Here is a 21975-nt window from a genome sequence, read left to right as displayed (position 1 = left end):
CCTCACACCCGCTCCACCACCGTCACGTTCGCCTGCCCGCCCCCCTCGCACATCACCTGCAACCCAAATCGCCCGCCCACCCGCTCCAGCTCCCCCACCAGCGTCGTCATCAGCCTCGCCCCCGTCGCCCCCAGCGGATGACCGAGCGCTATCGCGCCGCCGTTGACGTTGACGCGGTCCGGGTCGGCGCCGGTCTCCTTGAGCCAGGCGAGGACGACGGGGGCGAAGGCCTCGTTGACCTCGAAGAGGTCGATGTCGGCCACGCTCAGGCCCGCCCGGCGCAGCGCGTGGGCCGTCGCCGGGATGGGGGCGGTGAGCATGCGGATGGGGTCCTCGCCGCGGGCGGAGAGGTGGTGGATGCGGGCGCGGGGGGTCAGCCCGTGGTCGTGGACGGCGCGTTCGTTCGCGATCAGCAGGGCCGCCGCGCCGTCCGAGACCTGGGAGGAGACGGCGGCGGTGAGCCGCCCGCCGGGGACGACGGGCTTGAGGTCGGCCATGCGGGCGAGGGACGTGTCGCGGCGCGGGCCCTCGTCGGCGGTCATGTCCCCGTACGGCACGGTCTCCCGGGTGAAGCGGCCCTCGTCGGCGGCGCGTACCGCCCGTTCGTGGGAGCGGAGCGCGTACTCCTCCATCATCTCGCGGGTGATGCCCCACTGGTCGGCTATGAGCTCCGCGCCGTGGAACTGGTTGACGGGCCGGTCGCCGTAGCGGGCCCGCCAGCCGTGGGAGCCGGCGAAGGGGCCGTGCGTGAGGCCGAGGGGTTCGGCGGCGCGGTGGAAGGCGTAGCCGATGGGGATCTGCGACATGCTCTGGGTGCCGCCCGCCACGACGAGGTCCTGGGTGCCGGAGAGCACGGCCTGGGCGGCGAAGTGGACGGCCTGCTGGCCGGAGCCGCACTGCCGGTCGACGGTGACGCCGGGGACCTCCTCGGGCAGGCCGGCGGCGAGCCAGCTGGTGCGGGCGATGTCCCCGGCCTGTGGCCCGACGGTGTCGAGGCAGCCGAGGACGACGTCGTCGACGGCCGCCGGGTCGACACCCGTGCGCCGGATGAGTTCGGCGATGACGTGGGCGCCCAGGTCGGCGGGGTGGGCGGTGGCGAGGGCGCCGCCGCGGCGGCCTACGGGGGTGCGTACCGCTTCGACGATGAACGCTTCGGCCATGACGACTCCTAGGGTCGCGGGGCTCGTGGGGCTCGTGGGGTGATGCCGTCCAGGACCATGGACAGGTACTGCCCGGCGATCTCCTCCGGGCTGTGCGTCCCGCCGGGCCGGTACCAGGACGCGGCCACCCAGACGGTGTCGCGCAGGAAGCGGTAGGCGAGGCGGATGTCGAGGTCGGCGCGGAAGGACCGGTCGGCCATGCCGCGCCGGAGGACGCCCAGCCACATCTCCTCGAACTTCCGCCGGGAGTCGGCGAGGTAGGAGAAGCGGGGGTGTCCGGCGAGGTGCGGGGTCTCCTTCTGGTAGAGGGCGACCGCCGCGCGGTGCTGGTCGATCTCGCGGAAGGACTCGGTGACGAGCTCCGTGACGGTCTCGCGGGGGCCGAGCCCGGCGGCGAGGACGGCGTCGTAGCGGGCCCACAGGTCGTCGAGGAAGCCGGTGAGGATCTCGTCGAGCATCGACTCCTTGGAGTCGAAGTGGTAGTAGAGGCTTCCGGCGAGCATGCCCGCCTCGTCGGCGATCCGGCGGACGGTGGTGGCCCGGTAGCCGTGCTCGGCGAACACCTCGGCGGCCAGGGCGAGCAGTTCGGCGCGGCGTGCGGGAGTGGTCTTCTTGCTGGTCGGCACGGTGTCATTCTCGTTCACGCGCGCTGGCTGCTGACGGCGACGGTCTCCCCGGTCATGTACGAGGAGTAGTCGCTGGCGAGGAAGACGATGACGTTGGCGACCTCCCAGGGCTGGGCCGCCCGCCCGAACGCCTCCCGTTCCGCCAGCCGTTCCAGTAGTTCCGGGGTGGTGACCCGGGCGAGGTGGGGGTGGGCGGCGAGGCTCGGGGCGACGGCGTTGACGCGTACGCCGTGGTCGGCGGCCTCCAGGGCCGCGCAGCGGGTGAGGGCCATGACGCCAGCCTTGGCGGCGGCGTAGTGGGCCTGGCCGCGCTGGGCGCGCCAGCCGAGGACGGAGGCGTTGTTGACGACGGCGCCGCCGGTGCCGCGCGCCCGCATGCGGCGCAGGGCGGCGCGGGTGCAGCGGAAGGTGCCGGTGAGGGTGGTGTCGAGGACCCGGTGCCACTGGTCGTCGGTCATGTCGGCGAGTTCGGCGGTGCCGCCGAGGCCCGCGTTGTTGACGAGGACGTCGAGGGTTCCATGGCGTTCCTCGGCGAGGTCGAGGAGGGCGGCGATGCGGGCCTCGTCGGTGACGTCGCAGGGCGTCCCGGCGACGCGGTCCGCGCCGAACTCCTCGGCGAGCTCCGCCACCACGTGTGCGAGGCGGGGCGCGTGGGCGTCGCCCAGGACCACGCTCGCGCCCTCCTCCAGGAAGCGGCGGGCGGTGGCGCCGCCGATGCCGGTACCCGCGGCGGCGGTGATGACGGCGGTACGGCCGGTCAGCAGGTCGTGGCCGGGTGGCGGGGGCGGCGGGCCGGAGCTCTCGACGCTGCTCATGGCCCCACGCTAACCTACCAAACACTTGTTAGGGAAGGATGGTTGATGACCACTGACCCTGTGGTGCGTTACGAGAGCGACGGCTCTGTCGCGACCGTCACCATGAACCGGCCCGCGTACCGCAACGCGCAGAACTCCGCGATGACCTACGCCCTGGACACGGCCTTCTCCGAGGCGGCGGCCGACGACGGCGTCCGGGTCGTCGTCCTGGCCGGGGCGGGCGAGCACTTCTCGGCGGGGCACGACATCGGGTCGCCCGGCCGTGACGCGCATCTGCCGTTCCCCCGCCGGGCCGGGCTGTGGTGGGACCACTCCGGCAAGTCCGGCGCCGAGCAGCGCTTCGCCCGGGAGTCCGAGGTGTATCTCGGGATGTGCCGGCGCTGGCGCGAGCTGCCCAAGCCGCTCATCGCGAGCGTGCAAGGGGCGTGCGTGGCGGGCGGGTTGATGCTGGCCTGGGTGTGCGACCTGATCGTGGCGAGCGAGGACGCGTTCTTCGCCGACCCGGTCGTACGGATGGGTATCCCCGGCGTCGAGTACTTCGCCCACCCGTGGGTGATGCCGCCCCGGATCGCCAAGGAACTCCTCTACACCGGCGACCGGATGAGCGCGCGGCGCGCGTACGAGGTGGGGATGGTCAACCGTGTGGTGCCACGGGACGATCTGGCCGCCGAGACCCTCGCCCTGGCCGGGCGGATCGCCCGGATGCCCCGGATGGGCCTGGCGCTGACGAAACGGGCGGTCAATCAGGCCGAGGACCTCCAGGGGCTGCACAGCGGCCTGGACTCGGCCTTCGCCCTCCACCACCTCGCGCACGCGCACAACGCGGAGACGTCCGGCGATCAGCTCGCCGGGATGGACGCCAGAAGCATGAGAGCGGAGTCCTGAAGTGGACCTCGACTTCACCCCCGGGGAGTCCGCCTTCCGCGCGGAGGCGCGGGCCTGGCTGGCGGAGCACGTGCCCGCCGCGCCGCTCGCCCCGCCGGAGACCGCGCGGGGCTTCGCCGAGCACCGGGCGTGGGAGCGGACGCTGTACGAGGGCCGCTGGTCGGCGGTCTCCTGGCCGGACGCCTACGGGGGCCGGAACGGTTCACCGGTGGAGTCGCTGGTCTTCGAGGAGGAGTACCACGCGGCGGGCGCGCCCGCCCGGATCTCCCAGAACGGCGTCGCCCTGCTCGCCCCCACCCTCCTCGCGCACGGCACCGAGGAGCAGCGGACCCGGATCCTGCCGCCGATGGCGCGCGGCGAGACGGTCTGGGCCCAGGCGTGGTCCGAGCCGGAGGCGGGCTCCGACCTCGCCGCGCTGCGCTCGGTCGCCGTCCGTACGGACGGCGGGTGGCTGCTCAGCGGGAACAAGACATGGTCCTCGCGTGCGGTGTTCGCGGACCGGGCCTTCGGGCTGTTCCGCAGCCATCCCGGCGCGGACCGTCCGCACCGGGGGCTGACGTACGCACTGTTCCCGCTGGACGCGCCCGGGGTGACCGTACGGCCCGTCGGGCGTCTCGACGGGAAGCCCGTCTTCGCCGAGATCTTCCTGGACGAGGTCTTCGTGCCCGACGAGGACGTCGTCGGGGAGCCGGGGCAGGGCTGGCGCGTCGCGATGAGCACGGCGGGCAGCGAGCGCGGCACGGCGCTGCGCGCCCCGGGCCGGTTCACGGCGGCGGCCGGACGCCTGGTGGAGCTGTGGCGTTCGGCGGCCGGTCCCGGTGACGCGGCGCTGCGGGACCGGGTGGCGGACGCGGTGATCCGGGCGCGGGCGTACCGGCTGTACGCCTACGCGCAGGCGTCGCGGCCGGATCCGCCGTCGGGGGCGGAGGCGAGCCTGACGAAGGTGTTCTGGTCGGAGCTGGATCTCGCGCTGCACGAGACGGCCCTCGATCTGCTGGGCGCGGAGGGCGAACTCGCCGACGCCGCCTGGGCCCAGGGCTGGCTGTTCGCCCTGGCCGGGCCGGTCTACGCCGGGACGAACGAGATCCAGCGGGATGTGATCGCGGAGCGGCTGCTGGGACTGCCGAAGGGACGCCGGGGATGAGGTTCGCGCTGGACGCCGAGCAGATGACCTTCGGGCGCTCGCTGGATCGGATGTTCGCGGCGGCGGACACGCCCTCGGCGGTACGGGCGTGGGCGCGCGGCGAGCATGGGCCGGGGCGGGTGCTGTGGCGCCGGGCGGCGGACGCGGGTGTGTTCACGCTGGCGGCACCCGGGGCGTTCGGCGGGGTGGGGCCGCTGCCGGTGGAACTGGGTGTCGCCTTCGTCGAGTTCGGCCGGCACTGCGTGCCCGGCCCGCTGGTGGAGACGGTCGCGGCGACGGCCTTGCTGACACGCCTGGCGGCGGCCGGGGAGGCGGCGCCCGCGAAGGAGTGGGTGCCGAGGGTGTGCGCGGGCCAGGCACGGGTGACCCTGGCGGCGCCGGCGGCGGGTCCGTACGCGCTGGACGCGGACGCGGCGGACGCGGTGTTCGTGGTGACGGGCGGCGAGGAGAGTGCGGTTTTGCGGTTGGCGTCCGGCCATGGTCCCGTCCGGCCGTCCGTCGACCCCGCGCGGCGCCTGGCCCTTCCGGCGGTGGACGGGGAGCCGCTGGCGGCCGGGCCGGCCGTGCGGGAGGCGGCCGCGCATGCCGGTCTGTGGGCGGCATTCGCGACCGCCGCGCAGGCGCTCGGGGTGGGGCACGCGCTTCTCGACCGGACGGTGGCGCATGCCGGGCGGCGCGTCCAGTTCGGCGCGGTGATCGGTTCGTTCCAGGCGGTCAAGCACCGGCTGGCGGACGCGTTGATCGGCCTGGAGTTCGCGCGGCCGCTGCTGTACGGCGCGGCCGTGGCCCTGGCGGCGGACTCCCCGGGGGCCCGGGCGGAGGTGGCGGCGGCCAAGGCGGCCGCCTGCGACGCGGCGTACGCGGCGGCGCGCACGGCGCTCCAGGTGCACGGCGCGATCGGCTACACGTCCGAGTACGACCTGTCGTTGTGGCTGGGCAAGGCGCGGGCGTTGCGGCAGGCGTGGGGGGCGCCGGAGGACTGCCGCCGGGCAGCCCTGGAACTCTTTCACCAGTAAAACACCTGTTAATGTATTTGTATGGCGAAGCTCCCTCCCCTGCCCGTGCGCGGTCTGGTCCGGCTGAAGCCGGCAGCTGACATCTGGACCTGGCCCGCGCTGAGCGCGGCCGCCGCGATGGCCGTCCCCGACGTGACGCTCCTCGCACTCGGCCGCCTCGACCTCGCCCTCTACACCGCCGCCGGCGCGCTCTGCGCGCTGTACGGGCACGACCGGCCCTACGCCCGGCGCGCCCGGACGCTGGCCTGGCTGGTCCTGGGCGCGGTCGCGGGCATGGGCGTGGCCCTGACCAGCGCTGCCCTCGTCCATTCGGCCCCGCTGCTGGTCCTGCTCGCGGCGCTCGTCGCGGCGGTCCACAAGGCCGTGTGCGACGCGGCGCGGATCGGGCCGCCGGGGAACGTGGTGCTGACGTTCCTCACGTCGACGGCGTTCTTCGTGCCGCAACGGGCGGCGGAGGTGCCCGGGCATCTGGGGCTGGTCGCGGCGAGCGGGGCACTGGCCTGGCTGATCTGCATGGCCCCGGGCCTCGTCCGGCGGCACGGTCCGGAGCGGATCGCCGTGGCGCGGGCCCTGGAGGCGGCGGCCCGGGGCGACCGGCACGCGGTGCTGGTGACGGCGGAGGCGGCGCGCCGGGCGTGCGCGGGCCGGCCTGATCTGGAGGCGCTCGTGGCGTGGGCCGAGAGGGCGTCGTCGGAGGCGGAGGGGGAGGCAGAGGCGGGGCGACTGCGGGAGGTGGCGCGGGGACTGCGCGGGCGTTCCCCGGTCCCGGCCCTTCCCCCGGCCGGGGGCTTCGCCCCCGCACCCCCCTACCGCGTGCGGAACGGGCTGATCACCCTGGCCGCGACCCGCGTCGCGCTCGGCGCCGCCCTGGCCGGGTGGGCCTCCCTCGCACTGGGCAGCTCCCACCCCCACTGGGCCGTCGTCTCGGCCGCGTCCGTCGTCCAGGCCCACGCCTCCGCGTCGTGGCAGCGCGGCGCCCAGCGTGTGATCGGCAATGTGGTGGGGCTGGCGCTGTTCGCCGCGCTGCTTCCCATCGCCCGGACGGGCGAGGTCGTCATGGTGGCGGTCGCGCTCGCGCTCCAGGTGGCGGCGGAGGCGACCATGGCCCGGAACTACTGGCTGGGCAGCGTGTTCGTGACGCCGATGGCGCTGCTGCTGGGCGAGTTCGCCGGGGCGCACCCGGCGGGCGGGACCATGGCGGACCGGGGCGCCGACACGGTGGCGGGCGCCGCGATCGGAGTGCTGGTGTGCCTGCTGGTCGCCGACGGGCGGGCCGTGGAGCGGGTCGAGGCCGCCCTCGGCCGGGTCCGCGAGGCCCGGAACGACGCCGCGCGTGACGGCACTCAGGAGACCGCCCGCGTCCGGGAGCGGCTCGGGGCGGCGCTGCTGGAGCTGCGCGCGGCGGTGGACGTCGCGGCCGGGGAGCGACGGCGACACGCGCCGCCCGGGGAGCGGATCGCCGCACGGGTCGCCCACGAGGAACGCGAGGGGCACCGGGCCCTGGCCGCCCTCCACGCCCTGGCCCCCGCGCCGGCCCCCACGCCGGCCGGCGGCTGACAGCACACGGCCCTCCGGCGGGCCTCGGCTGATCCGCCCGCGCCCGTCGCGGCAGAATCTACCGGGGAACACCGACTGGAGAGGATCGAGAACTGTGGCCGAGGACGCCGAGGACATCGTCGCGCGCGTGCTGCGCCAGTGGCAGGAGGTCCACCCCGGACTCGACACCGCGCCGATGGCCGTGATCGGCAGGCTCAACAGGTGCGCCGCCCTGCTTCAGCAGGCCACGGACGCCCCGCTGGTGCGCGAGGGGCTGACGCGGGCGGAGTTCGACATCCTGGGCACCCTGCGGCGCACGGGCCGGGAGCTGACGCCCGGGCAGATCGCCCGGGAGACGTTCGCCTCGGGCGCGGCCGTCACCAAGCGGCTGCGGGTACTGGAGGAGCGCGGCCTGGTCGCGCGCCGCCCGGACGACCGCGACCGGCGGGTGGCCCATCTGTCGCTGACCGGCTCCGGCCGGGAGCTCATCGACATACTGATCCCGCGCCAGCTGGAGTACGAGCAGGCGCTGCTCGCGGGCCTCGGCAAGGACCGGCAGGACGAGCTCGCCGGCACCCTCGCCGAGCTCCTCGTCCACCTCGAAGGGCGGCTCGGCGGCCTCCAGCCGTAATGCGTCCGCCACCGGCGGCGGACAGGTCCTAGGCTCGAAACCGTGCCTGCCATCCGTCGGAAGCCTCACCTCGTCACCGCGATCGAGGACAAGCGCGGGCTACTCGCTCATGGAGACGGTGTGGCACCCCACCGTCATACCGACGGGCAGTTGCTGTATCCCTCGGCGGGCGTCCTTGCCACCACGACGGAGCGGGGCACGTGGGTCGCCCCGCCCAACCGTGTCGCGTGGACGCCGCCGGGTTTCGAGCATTACCACCGCGCTTACGGGCGGACGGAGGTCCGGGTGGTGGAGGTCTCCGGCGCGTTGTGCGCTTCGTTACCGGACCGGCCCACGGTCTTCGCCGTGTCACCGCTGCTGCGGGAAGCGTTGCTGGTCCTCACCGACGGGCGCGAGCTGCGGCCGGACGCGCGGAACCGGCTTCGGGAGGTGGTCGTCGACGAGCTCGTCGACGTTCCCGAAGAGGCCCTGTACCTTCCGGAGCCGGCCGATGACCGTCTTCGCGCGGTCACGGACCTTCTCCACGCCGACCCCGCGACCCCTTCGACGCTGGCGGAGCTCGGGCGGACGGTCGGGGCGAGCGAACGGACTCTGAGCCGCCTGTTCCGGAGCGAGCTGGGGATGAGCTTCCATCGGTGGCGGAGCCTGCTGCGCGTCCAGCATGCGCTGGTCAGGTTGGTCGAGGGGGACGCGGTCATCGACACGGCCACCCGGCTGGGTTGGGCCAATCCCGCCAGTCTCATCGAAGCGTTCACAGCGATCGTCGGCCAGACACCAGGGCGATATCAGATGGAGCTCCGTCGTCGACTGTTGATGGAGGCATGACAACGGCCCGACCGAAGTGCCCCGGTCAGCACCCGAAGCGCACGAGAACACCACCATGGTGATCGCGGGAGCGGGAGTCGCCGGACTCACCCTCGGAAACTTCCTCCTGCGCAGCGGGATCGACTGCGTCATCCTGGAAAAGCGCAGCCGTGAGTACGTCGAACAGCGACAGCGTGCCGGGGTCATCGACACCCGGGCGGCACGCATGTTCCGGGAGTGGGGACTCGAAGACCGGGTGATCGAAGGGGCCCCGGTCAAACCGGTGCTGAACTTCCGGATCGACGGCGTATGGGGGTGCCTCGTCGGCGATGTTGTGCAACGTTCGCTATCGGGACGGCACCGGATCGACAAAGGTGATCGGCTGCGAGTTCGTCGCCGGCTGCGACGGTGACCGCGGTGCGAGCAGGGCAGCCATCCCCGGCGAGAGCCTCACCCGGTACTCCCACGAATTCGGGTACGCATGGCTGACCGTTCTGGCGGAGGTGCCCGCCAACCACCAGTCCATGATGGCGCTGCACCCACGTGGATTCGCCGGGCAGTTCGCCCGCGGCCCACACGCGAGCCGGTTCTATCTGCAGTGCCCGCTCGACAGTTCCATGCCGCAGTGGACGGACGAACGGATCTGGGACGAGCTCGAGACCCGCTTCGGCGAACCCATGGCCACCAGGGGGCGGATCACCAGCACACAACTGGTGCCACTGCGAAGCCTGGTGCACAGCCCGATGAGCCACGGCCGACTGTATCTGCTCGGGGACGCCGCCCACATCGTTCCTCCGATGAGCGCGAAAGGAATGAGCCTGGCCCTGTACGACGCCGAGACATTCGCGAACGCCGTCATCCATTACCAGGCCAACAATCACGACTCGGCCCTGCTCGACGGTTACTCGTCGACGTGTCTTCATCGCGTGTGGAACTACCAGGCGTTCGCGACATGGTGGACCGAATTGATACACGACGCCGGTGGCGGCTCGCACCGAGACGAGTTCCGCCACCAGGTCGCCCGGGCAGATCTTGCACGCCTGTTCGAGTCCGGCTCGGCGAACCGTCTGCTGAGCGAGTTCATCGCCGGACTGAACTAGGGCCCGAGCCTCCCGGAGCCGACCGGTCCCGAGCAGACCGGTCCGGGGCTAGCCGGTACGCCGCTGGGTGAAGCGGAGCATATTGCCGGACGGGTCGCGGAAGGCGCAGTCGCGGACGCCGTAGGGCTGGTCGACCGGCTCCTGGAGGACCTCGCCGCCGGCGGACCGGATCCGCTCGAAGGTGGCGTCGCAGTCGTCGGTGGAGAAGATCACGCCGCGCAGCAGGCCCTTGGCCAGCAGTTCCGCCATGGCCTGCCGGTCGGCGGGCGAGGCGTTGGGGTCGGCGAGCGGCGGTTCGAGGACGACCTCCACGTCCGGCTGTGCGGGCGACCCGACGGTCACCCAGCGCATCCCCTCGAACCCGACGTCGTTGCGGACCTCCAGGCCGAGGATGTCGCGGTAGAAGGCGAGGGCCTTGTCATGGTCGTCGACTGCGATGAAGCACTGTGAAAGCTTGATGGTCATGCCCTCGACGCTACGAGGCGGCGGCCGGATCCGCTTCTCCGATCCTGACCGGTCCGCCGGCTCCGGCGGCTCCGGCCACTCCCCCGGTTCTGAGCGGCCGTGTGTAGATCTTGGCCACGCACGCCGGGATCGCGGCACCCGACTCGTGGCGGCGGGCCCGGTACGCGCTCGGGCTCTCGCCGACCAGCTCGGTGAAGCGTGAGCTGAACGAGCCCAGTGAGGTGCACCCGACCGCGAAGCAGACGTCCGTCACGCTCAGGTCGCCCCGCCGCAGCAGCGCCTTGGCCCGCTCGATACGGCGGGTCATCAGGTAGTTGTACGGCGTCTCGCCGTACGCGGCGCGGAAGCTGCGGGAGAAGTGCCCGGACGACATGAGCGCGACGCGGGCCAGCGCCGGGACGTCCAGCGGCAGCGCATAGTCGCGGTCGATCACGTCCCGCGCGCGGCGCAGCCTCACGAGGTCCTCGAGTGTCACGCGCTCCAGCATCGCACGACGGTCCGACAGAACGGCCTTGCGGCGGATACACCCCGGGGGTATAACTGGAGACCTGGATACCCCCAGGGGGTATAGATCAGCCCACGTCGCCCGGCGAGGAGCAGCGAAGACCATGACCATCGCGACGACCGGCAGCACCGGCAGCGCCCAGGTGGAGCTCGCCATCGGCGGCATGACGTGCGCCTCGTGCGCCGCCCGTGTCGAGAAGAAGCTCAACCGCATGGCAGGCGTGGCGGCGACGGTCAACTACGCCACCGAGAAGGCGAAGGTCACCTTCGACGAGGCCGTCACCGTGGCCGACCTGATCGCCACGGTCGAGGCCACGGGATACACCGCCGCGCCCCCGGCGCCCGTCCGCGCGCCCTCGACGGCCGTCGAGGGCGCGGGCGAGGACGAAGGCGCCGACGACGAGCTGCGGCCCCTGCGGCAGCGGCTGATCACCGCCGTCGTGCTGTCCGTCCCCGTGATCGCGATGGCGATGGTCCCCGCCTGGCAGTTCATGTACTGGCAGTGGCTGTCCCTGACCCTGGCGGCGCCGGTCGTCACCTACGCGGCGTGGCCCTTCCACCGGGCCGCCTTCACCAACGCGCGGCACGGCGCGGCCACCATGGACACCCTGATATCGGTGGGCACGTCCGCCGCGTTCCTGTGGTCGCTGTGGGCGCTGTTCTTCGGCACCGCGGGCATGCCCGGTATGCCCCACGCCTTCGAGCTGACGATCGAGCGCACCGACGGCGCGGGCAACATCTATCTGGAGGCGGCGGCCGGAGTGACCGCCTTCATCCTGGCGGGGCGCTATTTCGAGGCCCGCTCCAAGCGCCGTGCGGGGGCGGCGCTGCGCGCGCTGCTGGAGCTGGGCGCGAAGGAGGTCACGGTGCTGCGCGGCGGTCGGGAGGAGCTGATCCGCACGGAGGACCTGGCCGTGGGCGATCTGTTCGTGGTCCGGCCCGGCGAGAAGATCGCCACGGACGGCACGGTCGTCGAGGGAAGCTCGGCCGTGGACGCCTCGCTGCTCACCGGTGAGTCGGTGCCCGTGGAGGTCGGGGTGGGCGACGCGGTCGCGGGCGCCACGATCAACGCGGGCGGCCGGCTGGTCGTCGAGGCCTCCCGGGTCGGCGCCGACACCCAGCTGTCGCGCATGGCGAAGCTGGTGGAGGACGCCCAGAACGGCAAGGCGGCCGCGCAGCGGCTCGCCGACCGGATCTCGGCGGTCTTCGTCCCGGTCGTCATCCTCCTCGCGCTGGGCACGCTGGGCTTCTGGCTGGCGACGGGCGCGGGGCTGACCGCGGCGTTCACGGCCGCCGTGGCCGTGCTGATCATCGCCTGCCCGTGCGCCCTGGGCCTGGCCACCCCGACGGCCCTGCTGGTCGGTACGGGCCGGGGCGCGCAGCTCGGCATCCTGATCAAGGGCCCCGAGGTGCTGGAGACGACGCGCGCGGTCGACACGATCGTGCTGGACAAGACCGGCACCGTGACCACCGGCCGGATGACGCTGCTGGACGTCCGTACCGCCGAGGGCGTGAGCGAGGCCGAGGCGCTGCGGCTGGCGGGCGCGCTGGAGCACGCCTCGGAGCACCCGGTGGCGCGGGCGGTGGCCGCCGGTGCCGCCGAGCGGGTGGGTGAGCTGCCCTCCCCCACGGACTTCGCCAACCTCCCCGGCCTGGGTGTCCAGGGCATGGTCGACGGGCACGCGGTGCTCGTCGGCCGGGAGAAGCTCCTCGCGGAGTGGGCGTTGACGCTGCCGGAGGAGCTGGCGCGGGCCCTGCGGGCGGCCGAGGCGGCCGGGCGTACGGCGGTCGTGGTGGCCTGGGACGGCGCGGCGCGGGCGGTGCTGGAGGTCGCCGACGCGGTCAAGGAGACCAGCCCCGAGGCGATCCGGCGGCTGCGGGCGCTCGGGCTGACGCCGATCCTGCTCACGGGCGACAACAAGGCCGTGGCGGAGGCGGTGGCCGCCGAGGTCGGCATCGCCGAGGTGATCGCCGAGGTCATGCCGCAGGACAAGGTGGACGTGGTCAAGCGGCTCCAGGCCGAGGGCCGTTCGGTGGCGATGGTCGGCGACGGCGTCAACGACGCCGCGGCCCTGGCCCAGGCCGATCTGGGGCTGGCGATGGGCACGGGCACCGACGCGGCGATCGAGGCGGGCGACCTGACGCTCGTCCGGGGCGACCTGCGGGCGGCGGCCGACGCGATCCGGCTCTCCCGGCGGACGCTCGGCACCATCAAGTCGAACCTGTTCTGGGCCTTCGCCTACAACGTGGCGGCCCTGCCGCTGGCCGCCGCCGGGCTGCTCAACCCGATGATCGCCGGGGCCGCGATGGCGTTCTCCTCGGTCTTCGTCGTCGGCAACAGCCTGCGTCTGCGCCGCTTCCGGGCGACGGCGAGCTGACGACGGCGGATGTCACCGGGCCCGTACGAGCATCCCGCTCGTACGGGCCCTCGTGCGTCAGGGCGACGGCGAGATCGAAGGGGCCGGGGCGCCGGTGCCGACCCGGGGGGTGAGGAGGTCGTTGTCGCAGACCAGGTTCTTCATCGACTTGCCGTTGCCGAGGAGGTCGACCTTGACGTCCTCGGGCCGGCGGTCGTCGGGCACGCCGTTGTGGGAGGCCGTACAGACGAGCTGGTTGCGGGCGATGGGGCTGAACCGGGTGGGGTCCAGCGGCAGCCGGATGGTCACGGTGCCGGGGAGCGGGATGACGGTGACGGCGCCCTGCGGCAGCTTCGGCAGTTCCGTGAACAGGCCCTGCATCCGCTCGGCCTCGTTGGGGCCCTGGAGCAGCAGAACCACCGCCTCCTCCGCGCCGACCTCGCCGGCGGCGGGGCGGGAGCGGGGTTCGAGGCCACCGGGGAAGCCGAAGTACAGCCGGGCCTCCCGTACGGGGGCGCCGGGCTGCTTCGCGCCCTGCGCCGGCTGCCCCACCTCGATGACGTCGGTGGGCTCGACGCCGCACCCCGCCAGGACGCCCGCGAGGGCGCCGCACAGCGCCGCGGCGGCGACCACGCGCCGCTTCTCCGTATGTCGCCGCCTCATGATTCGTCACCTCCGCGCCGCAGCGGGAGGTCGACGGTGAACACCGCGCCTCCCCCGGGCCCGTTGGCGGCCCGTACGGTTCCGTCGTGCAGTCGTACGTTCTCCAGGGTGATGGCGAGTCCGAGGCCGCTGCCCTCGGAGCGGACCCGGGCCGCGTCGGCCTTGAAGAACCGGTCGAAGACGTGCGGCAGGACATCCGGGTCGATGCCCTCGCCCCGGTCGGCGACCTCGATCAGCAGCCGCTCCCCGCTGTGCTCCCCGCCGTCGTACCGGACCTCCGTGCGGACGGCGACGGCGACCGGCTCGCCGCCGTGCTTCAGCGCGTTGCCGACGAGGTTGGCGACGACCACGTCGACGCGGCGCGGGTCCAGCCGCGCCCGTACGTCCTCGGGGAGGTCGGCGGTGACCTTGTCCTGCCAGCCGCGGGCCTGGAGGGTCTTGCGGACCGTCTCGGCCACGTCGACCTCGTCGAGGTGGAGGGCGGCGGCGCCGGCGTCGAAGCGGGAGATCTCCATCAGGTCCTCGACCATGCGGGCGAGCTTGCCGGTCTCGCCGGCGATGAGCCGGACCGCGTGGGCGGTGTCGGCGTCCAGCGTGGCGGCGTCCTCGTCGAGGACGTCGACGACGGCGGTCATCGCGGCCAGCGGGGTGCGCAGCTCGTGGGAGACGTCGGCGGCGAAGCGGCGGGAGTTGGCCTCCATGCGGCGCAGTTCGGCGACGTTCTTCTCCAGGGTGGCGGCCATGTCGTTGAAGGTCCGTGAGAGGTCGGCGAGTTCGTCGCTGCCGGTGACCTTCAGCCGGGTGTCCAGCTCGCCCTCGGTGATCCGCTGGGTGGCGCGGCGCAGTTCGCGCACGGGCCGCAGCACGCCGCGCGCGGCGAGGAGGGCGGGCACGATGGCCAGCGCGGCGGCGGGCAGGGCGCCGCTCTGGGCCGCGTCGACCAGCGCCTGGACGTTCGCCTCGTCCTCGCGGAGCGGCACCTGGGCGTAGACCTCCAGGCCGGACAGCCGGCCGTCCTCGCCGCTGAAGGCGACGGGCAGGCCGATGGCGAGCCAGGGCTCGCCGTTTATGTCGACGCGCTGGAAGGCGGCGATGCCGTCCCGGACCTTCTGCTGCACGCCGTCGGGGATTCCCTTGGCGCCGGGGCGGGCCGGGGGGACCATGGCGCCGCCCTGGTAGCGGGCGTAGATGTTCCAGTGCTGCGCCTGGCCGGCCCGGGCGAGGTTGGTGGTGAATCTGACCAGGTCGCCGTGGTTGGGCGGGAAGCGCAGGTCGGGGACCTGGGAGTTGACCTGGGCGCGCAGCGCGGAGACGGACGTGTCCTGGGTGCGCTTGAGGATCGCGGTGCGCGCCTCGCGGAAGGTGAGCGCGGCCGTGGTGAGGGCGCTGAGCGCGGCGACGAGGAGGAACGCCACCACGAGCCGGGCCCGCAGGCCCCGGTAGAAGGTACGCAGGGCCGGCCGTCCCAGAGAGGGGCGGCGCAGGCGGACCGGGCGGTTCAGGAGGCTCATGAGGAGGGTTCTTCCACGGCTCACACGGGGCCGAAGCGGTAGCCGAAGCCCCGTACGGTCTGGATGTAGCGGGGGGAGCGGGTGGTCTCCTCGACCTTGGTGCGCAGTCGCATGACGCAGGCGTCCACGAGGCGGGCGTCGCCGTGGTAGCTGTGCTCCCAGACGTGCTCCAGGAGCTGCTGGCGGCTGAAGACCCGGCCGGGGGTGGCCGACAGGTAGAGCAGCAGCTTCATCTCGGAGGGGGCGAGCGGCAGGTCCTGGCCGTTCTTGGAGACGAGCAGCCCGGCGCGGTCGATGGTCAGGTCGCCGTGGGTCTCGGCGGTGGCCTGCGGGACGGCCGGGTCGGGGCCGCCGCCGTCGACGGGGGCGGCGCGGCGCAGGACGGCCCGGATACGGGCTTCCAGGACCTCGCCGCGGGCGGGCTTGACGATGTAGTCGTCGGCCCCGGCCTCCAGACCGAGCACGACGTCGATGTCGTCGCCGCGGGCGGTGAGCATGATGATGGGGATCTGCTGGATGACGCGGATGCGCCGGCAGACCTCGAAGCCGCTCATGTCGGGCAGCATCAGGTCCAGCAGCACCAGGTCGGGGCGGAAGTTCTCCAGCGCCGCCAGGCCGGCCCCGCCGGTCGGCGCGGCCTCGACCTCGTGGCCGCGGCGGCGCAGGGTGAGGGTGACCCCTTCCCTGACGGCCCGGTCGTCCTCGATCAGAAGCACGCGTGACATGAGGACCAGTATCGGTCGTTCGTATGCGCGAATGCGCCAGGGGGCTCGCCCGCGCCGGAACTGTCACCGACTCCTCATAAATCGACTCCTGTCACTTACACCCCGATTACACCCCGATGTACCGCAGCAGCAAGGACCGGAAGTCCCGGTCGAAGGCCTCGTAGCGCTGCCGCAGCCGCTCCCCCGGCCAGTCGGCGGGCAGCAGGGGCTCGGGCAGCACCGGGTCGGCCAGCAGGTGGCGCAGTACCGCCGCCGACACGGTGAACCGCTCCGCGAGGTTCCCGGGGCGGTCGCTGAGGGCCGCCTCCAGGGCCCGCGCCCGCCGGGCCCAGCCGGTGAGATCCCACAGAGTGGCCGCCAGCGCCGAGGGGTCCCCCTCCGGGGCGCCGGTGAGCAGTGTGCACTGTTCGGCCACGACCGGCGGCCGGACCGTCCGGACGAGGTTCGCCGGCCGCAGCCAGCAGCCCTCCCGCAGCTCCGCCAGGCGCAGCCCGGCCATCGCCTGGCGCAGCGCGGCCCGCTCCGGCGCGGCACGACGTTCGCCGGCGACGAGGGCGATCTCCCAGTCGCCGCGCCAGGGACGGGTGCGCGGGGCGCGGCTGTCGTCCTGCCGGGCCTGGCGCGCCAGCAGCCGCTCCGTGAGCCGGTAGGCGCCGTCGCGCTGTTCCACGTCCCCGGCGGCGAGCATCCGGGTCAGCGCCGTGCGGATCGTCCCCTCGGCGGTACCGAAGAGCTCGCCGACCCGGACCAGGGCGCGGGCGGGCAGGGCGGGCGGGTGGTGGCCGAGGAGCGTCGACAGCACGATCGAGCGCGCGGTCAGCGGCCGCAGCGAAAGCGTTTCATCCATGACCGGCCAAACCCTATCCATTACAGTCTTCCATCACGCATCATAAAAGTGTAATGCCCGATCCGACCGTGCCCCCGGAGGTCGCCGTGAGCGCCACACACGACGTGTTCAACCAGGCCCCGCCCCTGACCGGCTTCTCCACGGCGGAGGAGCCCGCGCTGCTGGAGGCGCTGCGCCGGGACGGCGGCGGCTGGGGCGAGGCCGAGGTCCGGGAGCTGGGGGCGCGGGCCGGCTCGGAGGAGGTACGGGAGTGGGCCCGGATGGCCGAGGCCAGCCCGCCGGTCCTGCGCACCCACGACCGCTACGGCCACCGGATCGACGAGGTCGAGTTCCACCCGGCGTGGCACCACCTGATGGCCGCCGCCGTCGGGAGCGGCCAGCACGCCGCCCCCTGGGCCGAGGCCAGGCCCGGCGCGCATCTGGTGCGGGCGGCGAAGTTCTACGCCTGGGCGCAGGCCGAGGCCGGTCACGGCTGCCCGGTGTCGATGACGTACGCCGCCGTGCCCGCCCTGCGCGCCCAGCCGGAGCTGGCCGCCGTGTACGAGCCGCTGCTGGCGTCCCGGACGTACGACTTCGGGCTGCGCCCGCCGCTCGGCAAGCGGGGCCTGATCGCGGGCATGTCGATGACGGAGAAGCAGGGCGGCTCGGACGTCCGGGCCAATACGACCCGGGCCGTGCCCACGGGCGACGGCTCGTACGCGATCACGGGCCACAAGTGGTTCACGTCGGCGCCGATGAGCGACGTCTTCCTGATGCTGGCGCAGGCGGAGGAGGGCCTGACCTGCTTCCTGATGCCGCGGGTGCTGCCCGACGGCACCCTCAACGCGATGCGCCTCCAGAGGCTGAAGGACAAGCTGGGCAACCGCTCCAACGCCTCGGCGGAGATCGAGTACGAGCAGGCGCTGGCCTGGCCCGTGGGCGAACCCGGGCGCGGGGTGCGCACGATCGTCGAGATGGTCAACATGACCCGCCTCGACTGCGTGATCGGCTCGGCCGCCGGGATGCGCGCCGGGCTGCGGGAGGCGCTCCACCACACCGCGCACCGGCGGGCGTTCGGCGCCGAGCTGATCGACCAGCCGCTGATGCGCAACGTCCTGGCCGACCTCGCCGTGGAGTCCGAGGCCGCGACGACGCTGGCCCTGCGGCTCGCGGCGGCGCTCGACCGCTCCGAGGCGGGCGACGAGGGCGAGGCGGCCCTGCGCCGGCTCGCGCTGGCCGCCGGCAAGTACTGGGTGTGCAAGCGCGGCAGCGCCCACGCCGCCGAGGCCCTGGAGTGCCTGGGCGGCAACGGCTACGTCGAGGAGTCCGGCATGCCCCGGCTCTACCGGGAGGCGCCGCTGCTGTCCATCTGGGAGGGCTCGGGCAATGTGGCCGCGCTCGACGTGCTGCGGGCGCTGACCCGGGAACCGGCCTCGCTGGACGCCTACTTCGCCGAGGTCGGCCTCGCCGCCGGCGCGGACGCCCGGCTGGACGCCGCCGCGGCCCGGCTGCGCGCCCTGCTCGGCGAGCTCTCCGACCCGCACCGCGCCCAGCTCCTCGCCCGCCGCGTCGCCGAACAGCTCACGCTCGTCCTCCAGGGCAGCCTGCTGGTGCGCCACAGCGCCCCACCCGTCGCCGACGCGTTCTGCGCCTCGCGGCTCGACGGCGAGTGGGGCAACGCCTTCGGCACCCTGCCGACGGGCACCGACCTCGGGCAGATCCTCGACCGGGCCCGGCCGAAGGACACCCCGTGACCCCCGTGACGCCCATGCCGACCGCTGTCCGCACCGAGCGCCGGGGTCCGGTGACCACCGTCGTCCTCTCCCGCCCGGACGCGCGCAACGCCGTGGACGGCCCCACGGCCGCCGCCCTCGCGGACGCCTTCCGGGCGTTCGACGCGGACCCGGCGGCGCGTGTCGCCGTGCTGTGGGGCGAGGGCGGCACGTTCTGCGCGGGCGCCGACCTCAAGGCCTTCGGCACCGGCCGCGCCAACCGCGTGGCGCCCGACGGCGACGGGCCGATGGGCCCCACCCGGCTGCGGCTGACCAAACCGGTGATCGCGGCGATCGCCGGGCACGCCGTCGCGGGCGGCCTGGAACTCGCGCTCTGGTGCGATCTACGGGTGGCTGAGGAGGGCGCCGTCCTCGGCGTCCTCTGCCGCCGCTGGGGCGTCCCCCTGATCGACGGCGGCACGGTCCGGCTCCCCCGGCTGATCGGCACCTCCCGGGCCATGGACCTGATCCTCACCGGCCGCCCGGTCCCGGCCGCCGAGGCGTACGTTATGGGGCTCGTCAACCGCCTGGTGCCGCCCGGGACTTCGCGGGCGGCGGCGGAGTCGCTCGCGGCGGAGATCGCACGGTTTCCGCAGACGTGCCTGCGGGGCGACCGGGCATCGGTGCTGGACCAGGAGGGGATCGAGGAGGAGCGGGCGCTGGCCGTCGAACTCACCCACGGGCTGGCTTCCCTCAAAGAGGCGGCCCGGGGCGTCGCCCGCTTCACCGCGGGAGAAGGGCGACACGGCACGTCTCCCGGTGCCTGAGTCCGCCACCGGGCCGAAACCGGACCTTGCGGGGGCGCTGAGGCGGGCGTGACGATGGCGGCATGACGCAGCCGGGCGAGGACGCAGGCAGCAGACACAGCGGTCACGACGGGAACAGCGCCAACAGCGGGCACAGCGGACGGGGTGCGGCGCGGCGTACCGTGCTCGGCGCGGCCACGGCCGGTGCGGCGGCCCTCGGGCTGCCGCCGGCGGCGGCGATGTCGTCGTCGGCGGCGGCCGGACCCGCCCGCCACCGGCCCACCGAACAGCCCCCTTCGCGCGAACTCCGCGCACTGCTGCGGGAGATCGACCCGCGCCGTATCGAGGCGACCGTCCGCAAACTGGCGTCCTTCGGCACCCGGCACACCCTGTCCGCCCAGGACGATCCCGTACGCGGCGTCGGCGCGGCCCGCGACTGGCTCCTGGCCGAGCTGCGCCACCGCGCGCGGGCCTCCGGGGGCCGGATGACCGTGGAGCTCCAGTCGTACGTACAGCAGCCCGCGCCCCGTGTGCCGGTGGCGACAAGGATCACCAACGTCGTGGCCACGCTGCGGGGTTCGGTCACGCCCGACCGGGTCTATGTGGTCTCGGGGCACTACGACTCGCGGAACAGCGACCCGATGGACGCGGCCGGCGACGCGCCCGGCGCCGACGACGACGCCTCCGGGGTGGCCGTCGCCCTGGAGCTGGCCCGGGTCTTCGCGACCCGGCGGCCGGCCGCGACCGTGGTGTTCGCGGCGGTGGCGGGCGAGGAGCAGGGGCTTTACGGGGCCGGGCACATGGCCCGGACGTACCGGGGCCGGCAGGCCGATGTGCAGGGCATGTTCACCAACGACATCGTGGGGAGCCCGACCGCCGAGGACGGTTCGCGCGACCCGTACACGATCCGGCTGTTCGCCGAGGGGGTACCGACCGCGGAGACGCCGGAGCAGGCCGAGGTGCGGCGCTCGGTGGGCGGCGAGAACGACTCGCCCTCGCGCCAGCTGGCCCGGTTCGTCCGGGACACCGCCGAGAACGACGCGACGGGGATGCGGGTGCGGGTGGTGTACCGCCGCGACCGCTATCTGCGCAGCGGCGACCACATCCCGTATCTCCAGCAGGGCTATCCGGCGGCACGGTTCACCGAGCCCGCCGAGAATTACGCGCACCAGCACCAGGACGTGCGGATGGTGGACGGCAAGCAGTACGGGGACCTGCCCGAGTTCTGCGACTTCGGCTTCATCGCCCGGGTGGCCCGGGTGAACGCCGCCGCCCTGTGGTCGCTCGCCCAGGCGCCCGGCACCCCGCGCGGCGCGAGGATCCGCACCGCCTCCCTCGGCAACTCCACCGAGCTGGCGTGGGAACGCGGCCCGGAGCCGGACCTCGCCGGGTACGAGGTGGTGTGGCGGGAGACCACCGAACCGGAGTGGACACATGTCATCCCGGCCGGGAACGAGACCCGGCACGTCGTCGACCTGTCCAAGGACAACGTGTTCTTCGGCATCCGCGCGCTCAACCGCTCCGGCCTGCGCAGCCCGGTCGCCTTCTGCGCACCCCAGCCGTGAGGCCTCACGGCTTCGCCTGATCAGGGGCCGGGACCTCCGCCGGCATGGCGGCCGCGTCGAGGCAGAATTGCAGGAGGCCCGCGCTCACATCCTTGATGACATGCTCCATCTCGTCCCACGGCGGCTGGAATTCCGTGCCCCATTCGACCGTGTAGGAGAGGATCTTCTCCTTGTCCTGGTCGGTGATGTGCCGGGAGAAGGCGTAGTCGTCGCTGGTACCGCACGTCGGGTAGAGGTCGAAGCCCGACTTCGGCGTGTACTTCGTGCCCCGTACGCCGCGCAGTGCCTCGCTGAAGCTCCGCGCCAGCGCGGTCGCGCTGTCGAGGTCGCTCTTGGGAATGTACTCGCGGTACTCGGTGTCGTCGGCCATGCCCCGGCGTCCGTTGTAGGCGGGGTTGAGGAAATTCATCGACTTGTCGTCGGACTGGTCCTCGTCGTCGCCCCATACGTAGAGCATGTCCTGGGAATAGCTGTGCACGTCCACGAACCAGCGCGTGCGCGGGAAGGCGTCGTCCAGGAGCCATCGCACGTTCCGGGTCTCGGGCTCGGAGAACGGATGCGGCCCCTGGTAGAGCTCCGGGTCGCACGGATCGCTCGATACGCGTACGCCCGCCGTGGGCGCGAACGCCGCGGCGACGTCGAACAGGAAGTCGTAATTACGGTTGATGTCGACGCCCACGCATTCGCCGTCTCCACCGGCGGGCGCGTGGGCGGGGTTGCGGTTCTTGCGCCACATCGGTTCGACGGTCTGGCTGTAGCGACGCCCGTCCGGATTGACCAGCGGGAAGACGACGATATTCAAGTGGTCCAGCAGTGTGCGTATGTCGTCGGCGGTAAAACTCTTGTTCCCGTAGCGGAGTCCGGATCCGGACTTGTACGCCTCCAGCAGATCGGCGGCGAAATCGACGAGGATCTCGCAGCTTCCCCACTCACGGGCGTGCACTCCTCCGATGAGTACGGCACAGTCATGGGCGCCGGCGTCGTGGTCGCCCATGCGCAGCGCGTGGCAGGTGACTCCCTCGACCGATGTCTCGGGGAGCTCGACGAGCTCGCAGAGATCCGGGTAGGCATGCGCCAGGTTCACCGACGCGGAGTCGACTTCGGCGATGTTGAGGTACGGCATC

General features: G+C 73.3%; 22 protein-coding genes. 12 read left to right on the top strand and 10 right to left on the bottom strand.

The window, feature by feature from the left end; all coding sequences use genetic code 11:
- Positions 1–2 precede the first annotated feature (2 nt).
- From RM609_RS10045 to RM609_RS10035, 3 genes are read right to left on the bottom strand one after another with little or no spacing between them, the layout of a single operon-like run.
- Positions 3–1160 (bottom strand): acetyl-CoA C-acetyltransferase, encoded by a 1158-nt coding sequence (locus RM609_RS10045; RefSeq protein ID WP_311609687.1) that lies wholly within the window; start codon positions 1158–1160, stop codon positions 3–5.
- Between the two features lie 8 nt (positions 1161–1168).
- Complete coding sequence (locus tag RM609_RS10040) at positions 1169–1786, bottom strand: TetR/AcrR family transcriptional regulator (RefSeq protein WP_438828411.1); 618 nt, start codon at positions 1784–1786, stop codon at positions 1169–1171.
- A gap of 14 nt (positions 1787–1800) precedes the next feature.
- Positions 1801–2601 carry an SDR family oxidoreductase gene (locus RM609_RS10035; RefSeq protein ID WP_311609685.1) on the bottom strand — a complete coding sequence of 267 codons (801 nt, stop codon included), beginning with the start codon at positions 2599–2601 and terminating at the stop codon, positions 1801–1803.
- A gap of 45 nt (positions 2602–2646) precedes the next feature.
- Between RM609_RS10035 and RM609_RS10030 the strand changes: the two genes are divergently transcribed.
- The 8 genes from RM609_RS10030 (at position 2647) to RM609_RS09995 (ending at position 9717) form a co-directional block, all read left to right on the top strand.
- Positions 2647–3486 (top strand): enoyl-CoA hydratase, encoded by an 840-nt coding sequence (locus tag RM609_RS10030; RefSeq protein WP_311609684.1) that lies wholly within the window; start codon positions 2647–2649, stop codon positions 3484–3486.
- Between the two features lies 1 nt (position 3487).
- A complete protein-coding gene (locus RM609_RS10025; RefSeq protein WP_311609683.1) occupies positions 3488–4630 on the top strand; it encodes an acyl-CoA dehydrogenase family protein in 1143 nt (380 codons plus the stop codon).
- On the top strand, positions 4627–5646 hold the full coding sequence (locus RM609_RS10020; protein WP_311609682.1) for an acyl-CoA dehydrogenase family protein: 1020 nt from the start codon (positions 4627–4629) through the stop codon (positions 5644–5646). Before RM609_RS10025 ends, RM609_RS10020 begins: the two co-directional genes overlap by 4 nt.
- Before the next feature lie 21 nt (positions 5647–5667).
- A complete protein-coding gene (locus tag RM609_RS10015; RefSeq protein WP_311609681.1) occupies positions 5668–7203 on the top strand; it encodes an FUSC family protein in 1536 nt (511 codons plus the stop codon).
- 94 nt (positions 7204–7297) lie between these two features.
- Positions 7298–7813 carry a MarR family winged helix-turn-helix transcriptional regulator gene (locus tag RM609_RS10010; protein WP_311609680.1) on the top strand — a complete coding sequence of 172 codons (516 nt, stop codon included), beginning with the start codon at positions 7298–7300 and terminating at the stop codon, positions 7811–7813.
- 42 nt (positions 7814–7855) lie between these two features.
- On the top strand, positions 7856–8638 hold the full coding sequence (locus RM609_RS10005) for an AraC family transcriptional regulator (RefSeq protein ID WP_311609679.1): 783 nt from the start codon (positions 7856–7858) through the stop codon (positions 8636–8638).
- Positions 8639–8693: 55 nt separating this feature from the next.
- The gene (locus tag RM609_RS10000; protein ID WP_311609677.1) at positions 8694–9029 is read left to right on the top strand and encodes an FAD-dependent monooxygenase; all 336 of its coding nucleotides are present in this window, start codon (positions 8694–8696) and stop codon (positions 9027–9029) included.
- Positions 8992–9717: an FAD-dependent monooxygenase gene (locus tag RM609_RS09995; protein WP_311609675.1), complete on the top strand. Its 726-nt coding sequence runs from the start codon at positions 8992–8994 to the stop codon at positions 9715–9717. The genes RM609_RS10000 and RM609_RS09995 overlap by 38 nt, the downstream gene beginning before the upstream one ends.
- A 48-nt stretch (positions 9718–9765) precedes the next feature.
- Here the strand turns inward: RM609_RS09995 and RM609_RS09990 are convergent, their stop codons facing one another.
- Positions 9766–10182 carry a VOC family protein gene (locus RM609_RS09990; protein ID WP_311609674.1) on the bottom strand — a complete coding sequence of 139 codons (417 nt, stop codon included), beginning with the start codon at positions 10180–10182 and terminating at the stop codon, positions 9766–9768.
- 10 nt (positions 10183–10192) lie between these two features.
- The gene (locus RM609_RS09985; protein ID WP_311609672.1) at positions 10193–10669 is read right to left on the bottom strand and encodes a helix-turn-helix transcriptional regulator; all 477 of its coding nucleotides are present in this window, start codon (positions 10667–10669) and stop codon (positions 10193–10195) included.
- A 121-nt stretch (positions 10670–10790) separates the two neighbouring features.
- Here RM609_RS09985 and RM609_RS09980 point away from each other — a divergent pair, with 121 nt between their 5' ends.
- Complete coding sequence (locus RM609_RS09980; protein WP_311609669.1) at positions 10791–13064, top strand: heavy metal translocating P-type ATPase; 2274 nt, start codon at positions 10791–10793, stop codon at positions 13062–13064.
- A gap of 57 nt (positions 13065–13121) precedes the next feature.
- Here the strand turns inward: RM609_RS09980 and RM609_RS09975 are convergent, their stop codons facing one another.
- The 4 genes from RM609_RS09975 to RM609_RS09960 all read right to left on the bottom strand — a co-directional run bounded on the left by RM609_RS09975 (position 13122) and on the right by RM609_RS09960 (position 16789).
- Positions 13122–13706: a hypothetical protein gene (locus RM609_RS09975; RefSeq protein WP_311609667.1), complete on the bottom strand. Its 585-nt coding sequence runs from the start codon at positions 13704–13706 to the stop codon at positions 13122–13124.
- Positions 13703–15217, bottom strand: coding sequence for an ATP-binding protein (locus tag RM609_RS09970; protein ID WP_311609666.1), 1515 nt, complete (start codon positions 15215–15217; stop codon positions 13703–13705). The genes RM609_RS09975 and RM609_RS09970 overlap by 4 nt, the downstream gene beginning before the upstream one ends.
- A 20-nt stretch (positions 15218–15237) precedes the next feature.
- A complete protein-coding gene (locus RM609_RS09965) occupies positions 15238–15942 on the bottom strand; it encodes a response regulator (RefSeq protein ID WP_311609664.1) in 705 nt (234 codons plus the stop codon).
- Positions 15943–16048: 106 nt separating this feature from the next.
- Entirely contained in the window at positions 16049–16789 is a 741-nt protein-coding gene (locus tag RM609_RS09960) for a PaaX family transcriptional regulator C-terminal domain-containing protein (protein ID WP_311609663.1), read from the bottom strand.
- Positions 16790–16875: 86 nt separating this feature from the next.
- Between RM609_RS09960 and RM609_RS09955 the strand changes: the two genes are divergently transcribed.
- The 3 genes from RM609_RS09955 (at position 16876) to RM609_RS09945 (ending at position 20851) form a co-directional block, all read left to right on the top strand.
- Positions 16876–18522, top strand: coding sequence for an acyl-CoA dehydrogenase family protein (locus RM609_RS09955; protein ID WP_311609716.1), 1647 nt, complete (start codon positions 16876–16878; stop codon positions 18520–18522).
- 14 nt (positions 18523–18536) lie between these two features.
- On the top strand, positions 18537–19307 hold the full coding sequence (locus tag RM609_RS09950) for a crotonase/enoyl-CoA hydratase family protein (RefSeq protein ID WP_311609715.1): 771 nt from the start codon (positions 18537–18539) through the stop codon (positions 19305–19307).
- Positions 19308–19369: 62 nt separating this feature from the next.
- The gene (locus RM609_RS09945; protein WP_311609662.1) at positions 19370–20851 is read left to right on the top strand and encodes a M20/M25/M40 family metallo-hydrolase; all 1482 of its coding nucleotides are present in this window, start codon (positions 19370–19372) and stop codon (positions 20849–20851) included.
- 4 nt (positions 20852–20855) lie between these two features.
- On the opposite strand, the gene RM609_RS09940 is transcribed toward RM609_RS09945, so the two are convergent.
- On the bottom strand, positions 20856–21974 hold the full coding sequence (locus RM609_RS09940) for a M14 family metallopeptidase (RefSeq protein WP_311609660.1): 1119 nt from the start codon (positions 21972–21974) through the stop codon (positions 20856–20858).
- Between the last annotated feature and the right edge of the window lies 1 nt (position 21975).

This window comes from Streptomyces hesseae, assembly GCF_031845785.1.
Classification (GTDB): Bacteria; Actinomycetota; Actinomycetes; order Streptomycetales; family Streptomycetaceae; genus Streptomyces; species Streptomyces hesseae.
This window is presented reverse-complemented; position numbering and strand designations above follow the sequence as displayed.